We start from the raw sequence: 12,664 nt of genomic DNA on the forward strand, positions 1-12,664 counted from the left end.
CGGAAGTCCCAGGGACATGATTTTTACTGGAACGTCCGGAACACGTCAGCGATTTCCTCTACGATCTGCTTTAGTTCAACGAGGTCGGGGCCTTCTCCCATGACCCGGATGAGCGGCTCTGTACCGGAGGGGCGAACGAGGATACGTCCATGGCCATCCAGTTTTTCTTGACCCGCCTCAACTGCTGCTAAGGCTTCTGGCGCATTCATGCAGCTTTTGTCTTTCACCCGCACGTTGACCAGCAGTTGCGGAAGGCGCTGCATTTGACCAGCCAGTTCCGAAAGGGGTTTTCCCGTCTCCTTCATCACTGTGATCAACTGCAGAGCTGTCAGTTCCCCGTCGCCGGTGGTGTTGTGCTGCAGAGAAAGGATGTGGCCCGACTGTTCGCCGCCGAAGACGGCATCATGCTGCAACAAAGCCTCCAGTACGTAGCGGTCGCCCACTTTGGTTTCGAGGATGTGGATGCCTGCCTGTTTTAAGGCGATATGTAATCCCATATTGCTCATCACGGTCACGGCGACGGTATCTTTCGGCAGTTGTCCCTTTGCTTTCATATGTAAGGCGCAGGTAACGATAATCTGGTCACCATCGACGATATTTCCTTTTTCGTCAACAGCGATGAGCCGGTCGGCATCGCCGTCCAAAGCGAGTCCCAGGTGGGCGCCATGGTCGACGACAGCCCGGCTGAGCTCCTCCGGATGGGTGGAACCACAGCCGTCGTTGATGTTCGTACCGTCCGGCTCGCAGAAGATCGGGATCACTTCGGCGCCCAGTTCTCGCAGTACCCGGGGAGCCACACGAGAAGCCGCACCATTCGCCCCGTCAACGACGATTTTCAAACCGGAAAAGTCTACGGGGACGGTCTGCTTTAAAAACTCGATATACATGGTCTCGGCATCGGTCACCGGACAAACTCTTCCCACTTGTACACCGATCGGGGCTGGCAAACCATCGCTATGGTGGCCCTCTGCATCGCCGAGGCAGTCGCTTGAACTGGTGTCACTGCAACCATTCTTGTCACAGGGCTTATCGCCCGATTCTTTGCCTATTCCTAGAATGTAGCTTTCGATTTCTTCTTCTACGGCATCAGGAAGTTTGAAGCCCGATGCGGAGAAAAACTTAATGCCGTTGTCAGCCACCGGGTTGTGGGAAGCGGAGATGACGACACCCGCCGTCGCTTCAAGCTTCCGGGTCAGGTAGGCGATCCCGGGCGTAGGAAGTACACCGACCGGCAAGGCTTCCCCACCGACAGAAGTGATGCCGGCGATGAGGGCCGCCTCCAGCATATCCCCGGAGATGCGCGTGTCCTTACCGATGACGATGCGCGGATGGGGCGCTTCTTTGCTGAGCACATAGGCTCCAGCCCGGCCTAGTTTAAAGGCGAGTTCCGGCGTCAGTTCTTTATTGGCGACGCCGCGAACACCATCAGTACCGAAGAGTTTACCCACAGGTTCCATTCCCCTTTATCACTCTTATTATCTAATTTTTTTTATGAAAAAGCCATTTTCATGATAGCCTGTGGCCCAATGGGCCATGAACGTTTTATTTTATTGTTGCGTTGTTTTTGCTTTTAATTGAAATTTATATTTTCCAATTGCCTTTGACTTCTTCCAGTTAGTTTTCTGTCACCGATTCCGTTTACGCCTCGACCAAACGGTAGGTAGAGATGATCGCGTCGGCCACCCGTAGGCCGTCTACAGCAGCACTGACGATGCCTCCCGCATAACCAGCGCCCTCTCCAGCTGGGTAAAGGCCATGGAGGTCCGGCGACTGCAGAGACTCATCACGAAGGATGCGCCAGGGGGCTGATGTGCGCGTCTCTACGCCCGTTAGCACCGCCTGGGCCATATCAAAGCCTTGTATTTTCCGTCCGAAATTTTTCAGCCCTGCTTGCAAGGCTTCGCCGACCTCTTTCGGGAGGCTCGCGTGCAAGTTGGCCGCCGTAACGTCTGGTTGATAGGTGGGCGTGACGAGCGCTCCTGTTAGATCGCCTTTTTGGTCGGCCAAAAAGTCACCGACCGTCTGGGCTGGCGCTCGGTAATTGGATCCGCCTAGTTCAAAGGCTTTGCGTTCCCAGATGCGCTGAAACTCAGCGCCGCCGAGCGGACCGGGCGAGGGAAAATCTTCCGGACCGACCGAGACGACCAGGGCCGAGTTGGCCACGCCCGTGTCTCGGGCGTATTCGCTCATGCCGTTGGTGACGACGCCACCTTCTTCTGAGGCAGCTGCGACCACGGTACCGCCGGGACACATGCAGAAAGAGAAGACCGTCCGTCCGGCTTCTTGGATTTTCGTGTGTAGTTGATAGTCGGCCACACCAAGGCGTTCGTGCCCAGCCATTTCCCCATACTGGGACCGGTCAATCAATTCCTGAGGATGTTCCACCCGAAGACCGATCGCAAAGGGTTTCGCCTGCATAGGCACATCCTGATGGTATAAGTTCTTTACCGTATCTCGGGCACTGTGGCCAATGGCTAGAACAACAATCTCGGCCGGTATCTCCCTACTTTCAGACGGACTATCTACAAGCAGACTACCTACAGGCAGACTTTTTGTAGACAGACCCCCTGCATCAGAGCTACCCGCACTAAACTTAGTCAAACCCTTTTGGTTAGCATGTTTATTCAAATGCTCGGCCATAAGCTCGCTCTCTTTCGTGAGCTTCACCCCGGCTACCCGGCGGCCGAGTGCCGTCTTCTCAAGGATCAGTTCGTCCACCTGAGCACCAAAGAAGACCTCTCCGCCCTGTTCCTCCAAACGCTTCCGGAGGTTGCGGACCACCTGACGGAGCACATCGGTTCCCACATGGGGCTTAGCCTTGTAGAGGATCTCCTGGGGCGCTCCCGCTTCAGCGAGCCGTTCGAAGACCTCTGTAATCCGGGGATCATGGGTCCTCGTCGTCAGTTTACCATCGGAAAAGGTCCCGGCGCCGCCTTCTCCAAACTGCACATTCGAATTGACCTGCAATTCTCCCGTCTCCCAGAACCGGCGTACGTCTTCCGTTCTCCGGTCCACATCGTAGCCTCGTTCCAAGAGAATTGGCCGGTAACCGGCTTCGGCGAGTTTTAAGGCGGCGAAGTAGCCGCAAGGTCCCGCGCCGACGACGATAGGACGGCTAGTCAGTGGCTCGTTTCCTCGCAACAGCGGCTTCACTTTTTCTTCTTTGACGATGGCAATTTGGCTATCCTTTTCTACAATTCCGCTGGGGATCTTCACGTCGGCCTTGAGGAGGACTTCCACCGTGTAGACGAAACGGATATCGGCCTTTTTGCGAGCATCGACAGCTTCACGTATGATATTCAGTTCAGCGATTTGGCCAGGCTTCAAGCCCAGCCGTTTTGCCGCCTTCGGCAAAAGACGGCCGGTGTCTTCCGACAAGCCGGCCCGTAAATTGGCAATCCGTATCTTCAAATTCGTCCCAAAGGCTCCTTTCGGCTCACTGACCTTCCTTAGCAGGTTCCTTCGTTCCATTCGGGGTTCCCGTACCCGTACCCGTTCCACCACCGGTCGGGGTTTGCCCGCTTGCCGGCGGTACCGTCTCCGCAGGGGTTGTGGCCGATACGGCTTCGATGACGACGGTCACTCTCACCATGCCTTGGGCGGCGTTCTGCGGGCGAATCCCGTTCGGGAACTGGAGGGGCACATCTCTAACGACGTCTCCTTTAGCCTCCGTGATGTCTACCGGTGAGGTGGAAAGGCTACGCACTTCCGGTGACATTTCCACAGGCAATTGGACCGTGACGGATGCCGGTTCGACCCGCGTGGAGGCGACACGGTATCCTTTTGCCGGGGTTCCAACGACTTGCGGTTGTATGTTTGCCGTCTTAGAGGTAATCTCCTGGGTGATCGGTACGTTTACTTCGACCGAACGCGGCGAGATTTGGATCCGCCCGTCATCGTTATTGATGTACGGTTCCATGATGCTCACCGGCAGGCTGCGAAGGATCGATTCTTTTCCCCCGACCGGTATCTGAACGCCGACCTTCCGGATCGCTTTTAGTTTTTCTCGGGGTCCGCTGAGGACAACATCGGCTGGTTGAAAGGTGGGATCGCCCATCTTATACCCTGTCGGCAGGGTGCCTTTGTATTCCCAGGCGACGGGAACGGTGCGGGTCTCTAAGACATCTACGTTCAGGTTGAGCTCTGATGGCGTACGACTGATCACCTGTACGTTGGACGGTGAATCGACTTGAATACTAACCGTCAGCGGTCCGGGCTTGGCACCGGATAAGCTGAGCCGGGCCCGGAAATCTCGCGACGATAAGTTCGCTAATATCGACTTCGGTCCCCGGACCTTAAGTTCCACCACGTTCGGCGGTTCCGGGTCGAGCACATAGCCCGCTTCCAGGCCTTCTCGTTCGAGCGTGACGGGAAAGGTTTGTGTCCCTTGCTGCTCCGCCTGTACATAGATCCATAGAAGGACGGCTAAGGCAAGGGCAGCCGCCTTATAGAGCCAGTTACGGCGTGCTGTTTCGGCGAGATCCATTATTGCTGCCCCCTCCAATGCCAGAATGGCCGCGTATTTGACGACTTCGGTTGCAGCAATTCTTCTAACCGTGATCGCAGGGATGTCTCATCTAAGAAGCGGGTCAGTCTCCCATCGACGGACAGGGATAAGTTGCCTGTCTCTTCCGAGACGATCACCGCCACGGCGTCGCATTGTTCGGTAATGCCGATGCCGGCCCGGTGCCGGGTGCCCAGTTCCCGGGACAGATCGGGGTCGTCTGTCAACGGAAGGTAACAGGCCGCCGCGATGACCCGATCGCCCCGGACGACGACAGCGCCGTCGTGAAGGGGTGTCTTGGGGATGAATATGTTCACGAGAAACTCGCTCGATACTTTCCCGTCGATAAATGTCCCGGTCTCGATGACATCATTGACACCGGTTTTTCGTTCGATGATGATCAGCGCACCGATCTTGTTTTTGACGAGCACGCCGACGGCGCGAACGATTTCCCCGATGACTAAGCTTCTGTCCTCATCGCCCATCACAGCGAGCTGAGCTGGAAAAAGTTTACCCCGCCCCAACTGTTCTAAGGTACGGCGCAGTTCCGGTTGAAAAACGACAGGAAGCGCCACGATGAGCGCTGTCCAGGCTTGTTTTAAAAGCCAGCTCAAGGTGGTCAGGCTGAGGGCTTCGCTCAGATAGGAGGCGATGATTAACACACCGAACCCTTTGAGCAATTGCACCGCCCGGGTGCCTTTTATAAACATGGTGAGCCGGTAAATGATATAGGCAACGGCCAAGATGTCTATGAGTGCGATCAGGTTGAACTTTTCCAAGGCCGGTGGAATCATCAGATCACCTCCTCTTCTAGATTTTCTCTATTCGAGGGCAAAATCCCTTGTGGCAAAATCCGGTTTGCGACTATAATGGAGGCAGAATCGTATTTCATTTTTTGACAAGATTTTCATTTAAGGTGGTGCCAGGAACAGATGTGGTTACCTCTCGTCGGGCTCGCCCTGGGGGTTTTTATTGGTTCCGTATTATCCGTTACGATTCCTATTGAGTATGCCAAGTACATGTCGATTGCGGTCCTGGCGGCGTTAGACTCTGTCTTCGGCTCTTTGCGGAGCTTTTTGGAGGACAAATTTGACGCCCTGATCCTGTTGACGGGCTTCTTCACCAATGCCGTTTTGGCAGCGCTACTCGCCTATATCGGCGATCGGCTCGGTGTCGACCTGTTCCTCGCTGCCGTCTTCGCCTTCGGTGTCCGGATTTTCCAGAATCTCGCCGTCATCCGCCGTTATATCATCGACCGGATTGTCCGGCCCCGCGTGAAAACGCCGCCGAACAATCTTGAAAAAGCCTAGGGAACGAGTACACCCACCGTTGGGGATTTGTTCTCGTCATAACCTCTATTTTATCTTTAGTTTTGTGGAAAAGCAAAGGCCTGCCCAGATTTTGGGCAGGCTTTTTCACTGTTTCTCTTTTGCGGTCTCAAGATTCTGTGGACTTTCGGATTTGCCAGGGATTTGACAGAGGGACTCGACAGACTGATCGGACAGTCATGTTTCGTCGGGACTATGCCTTCAGTGCAAGTAAGGTATGGGTACGGCTGTTAGGCAGCCAATACGTTGTTAGGCAGTCGTTGCGGCTGCCTCAGAGGCCACTTCGGTCGCTTCCACTGGGTCCGTCTCTACTTGACCGTGCTTGAGCAAGCCGTACTGGAAGGAATCCATCAATGCTTGCCAGGACGCTTCGATGATGTTCGCCGAGACGCCGACAGTGCTCCAACTATCCTGGTGGTTCCTTGTTTCGATGAGAACGCGGACTTTGGCGCCGGTAGCATCTTTCTCGTCGAGCACCCGCACCTTGTAGTCAGTGAGGTGGCAGTCGCCCAAGAAGGGATAATGACTGATCAAGGCTTTGCGCAGGGCGTTATCGACGGCGTTGACGGGACCGTTGCCTTCGGCCGCGGTGTGCACGACCTGGTCGCCGACACGCAGCTTGATCATGGCTTCCGACGTGAATTCAGCGTCAGAACGCTTTTCGATGATCAGGCGGATCGAATCGAGAACAAAAGGAACGGGATCTTCACCGAAGGCGCGGCGGAGAAGGACTTCGAAAGAAGCTTCGGCACCTTCAAACTGGAAGCCCTGATGTTCCAGGTTTTTGATATTTTCAATGATCTGTTTCGTGTCGGCATTTTCCCGGTTTACATCGAGGCCGAGTTCTTTCGCCTTGTAGACGATATTGCTCATACCGGACAGTTCGGAGACGAGCACACGGCGCTGGTTTCCGACTTGTTCGGGCTCAATATGTTCATAGGTGCCGGGGTCTTTTAAGAGGGCTGATACATGCATGCCGCCCTTATGGGCAAAGGCGGAGTGTCCGACAAAGGCCATGTCGTTGCGCAGGGTCACGTTGGCGATTTCAGCCACATAGTGAGCCGTTTCTGTCAGCAAGGCCACATTTTGCGCGGGCAGGCATTCCATGTTCATTTTCAGTTGCAGGTTGGGGATGATGGAGCAGAGGTTGGCATTGCCGCAGCGTTCCCCATAGCCGTTGATCGTCCCTTGGATCTGCCGGGCGCCGGCCATGATCCCCATCAGGGAGTTGGCGACGGCGAGGTCGCCGTCATTATGGACATGGACGCCAACAGGGGCACGAAGGGTGAAGACCATTTCCTGGGTGATGGCGAGCATATCCTGAGGTAACGTGCCGCCGTTGGTGTCGCAGAGGACGATCCAATCGGCACCGGCCTGTTCTGCGGCCAGTACCGCTTCTTTGGCGTATTGGGGATTCGCTTTGTACCCGTCATAGAAGTGTTCCGCATCAAACATGACCTCTAAGCCTTGCTCTTTGAGAAAGGCAATGGAGTCTCGGATGATGCGCAGGTTCTCTTCCAAGGTCGTCCGCAGGGCGGCGGTGACATGGAAATCCCAGGTCTTGCCGAAAATCGTGACGACTGGGGCACCCGATTGTACCAACGCTTGCAGGTTGGCGTCTTCGCTGGCTTTCAAGCCGGGACGGCAGGTGGCGCCGAAGGCGGCAATTTTGGCATGCTTCCAGGGCATGCTCTTCGCCCGCTGGAAAAACTCCATATCTTTGGGGTTCGATCCGGGCCATCCGCCCTCAATGTAGGCTACACCAAGTTGGTCCAGTCGTGCTGCGATTTTGAGTTTGTCTTCCACACTGAGGGAGATGCCCTCCCCTTGGGTTCCGTCGCGGAGCGTCGTATCATAGATAAAAACACGGTCCAATCGGGGCACCTCTTTCTCCATCGGTAACTCTTACAGGTACAACGACGTGTTTCAGCCGGCATCTTTGCGCTTGTGAGCACAATATTCCAGCATTGATATGCGTGAAGAGCCGGCTTAAGCCAGCTCTTCTAATACGCGATCAGTCATTTCTTCGGTGTTGACGAGGGTTTTTCCTGCTTCCATGATGTCGCCCGTACGGAAACCTTTCGATAAAACTTTTTCGACGGCATCTTCGATGGCCCGAGCTTCAGTCACCAGGTTGAAGGAGTATTCGAGCATCATCGCCGTCGACAGGATGGTGGCCAAGGGGTTGGCCTTTTTCTGTCCGGCGATGTCCGGCGCGGAACCGTGAGCCGGTTCGTAGAGAGCGACGTTGCCGCCGATGGAGGCCGACGGGAGCATCCCCAGGGAAGCCGAGAGCATGGAAGCCTGGTCGGTGAGGATGTCGCCGAAGGTGTTTTCGGTGACGACGACGTCAAACTGCCGGGGGTTGCGGACGAGCTGCATGGCAGCGTTGTCAACATACATATGTGTCAAGGTCACATCGGGATAGTCAGCGGCGACACGGATGGCCGTCTCCCGCCAGAGCCGGGACGCTTCGAGGACGTTGGCTTTGTCGACGGAGCAGACTTCCTTGCGGGTGCGCTTGCGAGCCGCTTCAAAAGCCAGGCGGACGATGCGTTCGATCTCTGGTGTCGAGTACAGCATGGTATCCCAAGCTCTTTCCACACCATCGACGGTTTCGCGGCCTTTGGGACCGAAGTACATACCTCCGGTCAGTTCCCGGATGACGACCATGTCGGTGCCTTCGAGGACTTCCTTTTTCAAGGTTGAGGCATCGGCGAGGGCGCTGTACATCCGGCAAGGACGGATGTTGGCGTAGAGGCCGAGCTCTTTGCGCAGGGGAAGGAGTGCGCCTACTTCCGGTCGGAGGTGAGTCGGCAAGTTATCCCATTTGGGGCCGCCGATAGCGCCGAGGAGGACGGCATCGCTGTTGTAACAGAGTCCCAGCGTTTCTTCAGGCAGGGGATGGCCGGTCGCATCGATGGCGGCGCCGCCGATGAGGCCTTGATTATACTCAAACTGGTGGCCGTATTTTTCGGCGATCTTGTCGAGGACGCGAATCGCCTGCGGGACGACTTCGGTACCGATACCGTCACCAGGAAGGACTGCGATACGGTAAGCCACGGTTTATCTCTCCTTAGGATGTCGTTAGGGTCATTGGCCGGCTCGCTATGATCTCCGAAATGCACACCGTCCAATGACCCCAAGCAACCATCAGTGATTATGCTTGGTCATAGAAGTCAGTAGGGTCGCTCTTTCTGGTTTCTTTGCACTTACGTAAGAAATCTGGGGTGTAATGACGGAGTGAGCGATTGGGGCGTAACGGCGTCGTGAGCGAAAGTTGCGAAGCCGGAAAGTGCGCCATGGTTTACATGCAGAAAAGCCTTGGGGTTTGGCGCACCGGCGGAGCAACCGAGCGAACAGCCGTGAAGCCCTTAGCGAGCGGAGTCATTACACCCCCGATTTACCACATTGCACTACTAAGTACTAGATAAGAGCTAGAGTACAGAGTACCAATTAGGCCTTGGCCTCGCTCAACCTCGTCTTCACATACTCCATGAGACCGCCGTTGCGGATGATCTCTTGCATGGAGGCGTCGAGGGCTTTGGCGGTGTAGGTTTGACCGGTGGTCATGTTGAAGATGACACCGCTGTCGGCGTTCACTTGGATCACATCGCCTTCCCGGATGCCATCGACCGCTTCAGGGCACTCGAAGATGGGCAGCCCGATGTTGATGGCGTTGCGGAAGAAGATGCGGGCGAAGGATTTGGCGATGACGCAGGAGACGCCGGCGGCGCGGATGCAGATGGGCGCATGTTCCCGGGAGGAACCGCAGCCGAAGTTTTTGTCCGCGACGATGATGTCGCCATTTTGCACTTTCTGCGGGAAGGTGGGGTCAGCATCTTCCATGCAGTGCTTGGCCAGTTCTTCCGGCACGCTCGTGTTCATGTAGCGAGCAGGGATGATGGCATCTGTATCGATGTCTTTCCCGAATTTCCAAACGCGGCCTGTGAACTCCATTTATTCCACCTCCCGGGGATGTACGATGCGGCCGGCAATGGCCGATGCGGCAGCGACGTTAGGGCCGCAGAGGTAAACTTCGCTCTCGGGGTGGCCCATGCGGCCGACGAAGTTACGGTTGGTGGTGGCGAGGGAGCGTTCGCCTTTGGCCAGGATGCCCATGTGGCCGCCTAAGCAGGGGCCGCAGGTGGGCGTGGAAACGGCGCAGCGGGCGTCGATGAAGATCTCGATGAGGCCTTCTTTCATGGCCTGCTTGACGATGGCCTGGGTGCCCGGGAAGATGATGCAGCGCACGTTTTTGTGCACTTTCTTGCCTTGCATGATCTTGGCAGCGACACGGAGGTCTTCGATGCGGCCGTTCGTGCAGGAGCCGATGACGACTTGGTCAAGCTCGACATGGCCTGCTTCGCTGACGGGCCGGGTGTTTTCGGGCAGGTGCGGGAAAGCGACGACAGGCTCGAGTTTTTCGACGTCGTATTTGATGACGCGGTTATACTTGGCGTCTTCGTCAGACTGGTAGACTTTGTAGGGTTTGTTTGTCCGTTCTTCTACATAGGCGATGGTCTTTTGGTCGGCAGCGATGATGCCGTTTTTCCCGCCCGCTTCGATGGCCATGTTGGCCATGGTCATGCGGCCATCCATGGACAGTTCGTCGATCGCTGAACCGGTGAACTCCATCGATTGGTACAGTGCGCCGTCGACGCCGATGTCACCGATGGTGTGCAGGATCAGGTCCTTACCGGTCACATCTTCTGGCAGTTTGCCGTCATATTCGAATTTGATCGATTCGGGCACTTTGAACCAGGCTTCCCCTAAGGCGATGCCGGCGGCTAAGTCGGTGGAACCGACACCGGTAGCAAAGGCACCGAGGGCACCGTAGGTGCAGGTGTGAGAGTCAGCGCCGATGACGACGTCACCGGGGGTGACGAGGCCTTTTTCCGGGAGCAGGCAGTGCTCGATGCCCATTTCTCCGACATCAAAATGGTTGGTGATATCGAACTTGCGGGCGAAGTCGCGGACGACTTTCGATTGTTCGGCTGACTTGATGTCCTTGGCCGGAACGAAGTGGTCTTGGACCAGAACGACTTTATCTTTGTCAAAAACCTGTTCGAGGTTGATCTTTTCCAGTTCCTTGATGGAGACAGGAGCTGTAACATCGTTAGCCAAGACCAGGTCCAGTTTCGCACGGATCAGTTCGCCTGGCTCCACGGTGGCTTTGCCGGCGTGGGCGGCCAGGATTTTTTCGGTGATGGTCATACCCATGGTCGTTCCAGTCCCTCCTTCTGTCTGCAAAAGTATGTATTTTTCTACACAGCCCGCTCCGGTTTCGGTACGGGTGTTCTGTCATAGACGATTTTGTTGACGGCGTTCAGGTAGGCCTTCGCCGATGCGACGATGATGTCTGTATCGACGCCGCGGCCTGTGTAGAACCGGCCTTCCCGCTCCAGCTTGACGCTCACTTCGCCCTGAGAATCTTCGCCTGAGGTGGTGGCGCTGATGACATAAGCTTTCAGACGGGCACCGACGCCGGTGATCTTGTCGATCGCTTTGTAGGCGGCATCGACGGGACCGTCGCCGCAGGAAGCTTCTTCGAAAGTCTCTTCTTCGCGTTTCAGACGGACTGTCGCTGTCGGTACGAGGACGGTGCCGCTGGTGATGTGCAGGTAATCCAAGCGATACGCCTCGGGTACAGCCCGCAGTTCATCTTCCACCAGTACGACCAGATCTTCATCGGTGATCTCGCTTTTGCGGTCAGCCAGGTTCTTAAAGCGGGCAAAGGCTTTCGCTAAATTTTCGTCGTCCAGCTCAAAGCCCAGTTCCTTGAGGCGTTCCCGGAAGGCGTGGCGACCCGAGTGTTTCCCCAAGACGATGTTGTTCGTAAAGATGCCGAGCATTTGGGGATTCATGATCTCGTAGGTGGTCCGCTCTTTTAAGACGCCATCCTGGTGGATGCCGGATTCATGAGCAAAGGCGTTTTTACCGACGATGGCTTTGTTCGGCTGGACCAGCATCCCCGTCAAGTTCGAGACCAGACGGGAGGTGCGATAGATCTCGGTGGGGTTGATCGACGTGTCCAGATCGTAGACGGACTTGCGTGTATAGAGGGCCATCACGATTTCTTCCAAAGAACAGTTGCCGGCCCGCTCGCCGATACCGTTGATGGTGCATTCGATCTGGCGGGCGCCGTTTTCCAGGGCCGACAGGGAGTTGGCCACGGCGAGGCCCAGGTCATTGTGACAGTGGACCGAAACGGTAGCCCGCTCCATGTTGGGCGTGCCGTTGATGACCGATTGGATAAAGGCGCCGTATTCTTGCGGTGTCGCGTAGCCTACCGTGTCGGGGATGTTGATGGTGGTCGCACCGGCATCGATGACCGCTTTGAAAATACGGCAGAGGAATTCTACATCGCTGCGGAAAGCGTCTTCCGCCGAGAATTCGACGTCGGCGGTAAAAGTCTTGGCCAATTTGACAGCCTCGACAGCCGCTTCCAGCACTTGGTCCGGTTCCATGCGCAGTTTGTGGCGCATGTGGATAGGCGACGTGGCGATAAAGGTGTGAATCCGGGCTTGTTCCGCCGCCCGTAAGGCTTCGGCGGCCCGTTCAATATCTTTTCGGTTCGCCCGGGCGAGCCCGGCGATAACCGGTCCTTTGACTTGGGCAGCGACGGCGCTGACAGCTTCGAAATCGCCCGGTGAGGCAATCGGGAAACCGGCTTCGATGACGTCCACGCCGAGTCGGGCCAGCTGATGGGCGATCTCTAGCTTTTCCTGAAGGTTCAGACTCACCCCCGGTGATTGCTCGCCATCGCGAAGCGTGGTGTCAAAAATAACGACTCGCTTGGACATCTCGAATCCCCCTTCTTTCGTTCAAT

At 56.1% G+C, this 12,664-nt stretch carries 10 protein-coding genes; 1 reads left to right on the forward strand and 9 read right to left on the reverse strand.

The annotated features are described in order from the left end of the window. Positions 1-23 precede the first annotated feature (23 nt). From GJ688_RS04870 to cdaA, 4 genes are all read right to left on the reverse strand, one after another. The gene (locus GJ688_RS04870; RefSeq protein ID WP_170291671.1) at positions 24-1,448 is read right to left on the reverse strand and encodes a phosphoglucosamine mutase; all 1,425 of its coding nucleotides are present in this window, start codon (positions 1,446-1,448) and stop codon (positions 24-26) included. A 190-nt stretch (positions 1,449-1,638) separates the two neighbouring features. After that, the gene (locus GJ688_RS04875; protein ID WP_235910785.1) at positions 1,639-3,471 is read right to left on the reverse strand and encodes an NAD(P)/FAD-dependent oxidoreductase; all 1,833 of its coding nucleotides are present in this window, start codon (positions 3,469-3,471) and stop codon (positions 1,639-1,641) included. Continuing rightward, entirely contained in the window at positions 3,437-4,486 is a 1,050-nt protein-coding gene (locus tag GJ688_RS04880; RefSeq protein WP_155475423.1) for a CdaR family protein, read from the reverse strand. The genes GJ688_RS04875 and GJ688_RS04880 overlap by 35 nt, the downstream gene beginning before the upstream one ends. After that, positions 4,486-5,298: a diadenylate cyclase CdaA gene (gene cdaA / locus GJ688_RS04885; RefSeq protein WP_155475424.1), complete on the reverse strand. Its 813-nt coding sequence runs from the start codon at positions 5,296-5,298 to the stop codon at positions 4,486-4,488. The genes GJ688_RS04880 and cdaA overlap by 1 nt, the downstream gene beginning before the upstream one ends. 138 nt (positions 5,299-5,436) lie before the next feature. On the opposite strand from cdaA, the gene GJ688_RS04890 reads away from it, so the two are divergent. Then, positions 5,437-5,814 carry a small basic family protein gene (locus GJ688_RS04890; RefSeq protein WP_155475425.1) on the forward strand — a complete coding sequence of 126 codons (378 nt, stop codon included), beginning with the start codon at positions 5,437-5,439 and terminating at the stop codon, positions 5,812-5,814. Positions 5,815-6,081: 267 nt separating this feature from the next. Here GJ688_RS04890 and cimA read toward each other — a convergent pair whose 3' ends face one another. The 5 genes from cimA to GJ688_RS04915 all read right to left on the reverse strand — a co-directional run bounded on the left by cimA (position 6,082) and on the right by GJ688_RS04915 (position 12,638). Continuing rightward, positions 6,082-7,728 carry a citramalate synthase gene (gene cimA / locus GJ688_RS04895; protein WP_170291672.1) on the reverse strand — a complete coding sequence of 549 codons (1,647 nt, stop codon included), beginning with the start codon at positions 7,726-7,728 and terminating at the stop codon, positions 6,082-6,084. A 93-nt stretch (positions 7,729-7,821) separates the two neighbouring features. Further along, positions 7,822-8,895, reverse strand: a complete 1,074-nt coding sequence (gene leuB / locus GJ688_RS04900; RefSeq protein ID WP_170291673.1) for a 3-isopropylmalate dehydrogenase — start codon at positions 8,893-8,895, stop codon at positions 7,822-7,824. 393 nt (positions 8,896-9,288) lie between these two features. Further along, the gene (gene leuD / locus GJ688_RS04905; protein ID WP_155475427.1) at positions 9,289-9,792 is read right to left on the reverse strand and encodes a 3-isopropylmalate dehydratase small subunit; all 504 of its coding nucleotides are present in this window, start codon (positions 9,790-9,792) and stop codon (positions 9,289-9,291) included. Next, positions 9,793-11,055 carry a 3-isopropylmalate dehydratase large subunit gene (gene leuC, locus GJ688_RS04910; RefSeq protein ID WP_155475428.1) on the reverse strand — a complete coding sequence of 421 codons (1,263 nt, stop codon included), beginning with the start codon at positions 11,053-11,055 and terminating at the stop codon, positions 9,793-9,795. A gap of 44 nt (positions 11,056-11,099) precedes the next feature. Next, on the reverse strand, positions 11,100-12,638 hold the full coding sequence (locus GJ688_RS04915) for a 2-isopropylmalate synthase (RefSeq protein WP_155475429.1): 1,539 nt from the start codon (positions 12,636-12,638) through the stop codon (positions 11,100-11,102). Positions 12,639-12,664: the final 26 nt, after the last annotated feature.

Source organism: Heliobacterium mobile, assembly GCF_009720735.1.
Classification (GTDB): Bacteria; Bacillota; Desulfitobacteriia; order Heliobacteriales; family Heliobacteriaceae; genus Heliobacterium; species Heliobacterium mobile.

What these genes read in the sequence shown, in the direction of transcription:
- GJ688_RS04875 (WP_235910785.1), bottom strand. Translation starts at nt 3,471, where the DNA reads ATGGAACGAAGGAACCTGCTAAGGAAGGTCAGTGAGCCGAAAGGAGCC.
- GJ688_RS04880 (WP_155475423.1), bottom strand. Translation starts at nt 4,486, where the DNA reads ATGGATCTCGCCGAAACAGCACGCCGTAACTGGCTCTATAAGGCGGCT.
- cdaA (WP_155475424.1), bottom strand. Translation starts at nt 5,298, where the DNA reads ATGATTCCACCGGCCTTGGAAAAGTTCAACCTGATCGCACTCATAGAC.
- GJ688_RS04890 (WP_155475425.1), top strand. Translation starts at nt 5,437, where the DNA reads ATGTGGTTACCTCTCGTCGGGCTCGCCCTGGGGGTTTTTATTGGTTCC.
- cimA (WP_170291672.1), bottom strand. Translation starts at nt 7,728, where the DNA reads ATGGAGAAAGAGGTGCCCCGATTGGACCGTGTTTTTATCTATGATACG.
- leuD (WP_155475427.1), bottom strand. Translation starts at nt 9,792, where the DNA reads ATGGAGTTCACAGGCCGCGTTTGGAAATTCGGGAAAGACATCGATACA.
- leuC (WP_155475428.1), bottom strand. Translation starts at nt 11,055, where the DNA reads ATGGGTATGACCATCACCGAAAAAATCCTGGCCGCCCACGCCGGCAAA.
- GJ688_RS04915 (WP_155475429.1), bottom strand. Translation starts at nt 12,638, where the DNA reads ATGTCCAAGCGAGTCGTTATTTTTGACACCACGCTTCGCGATGGCGAG.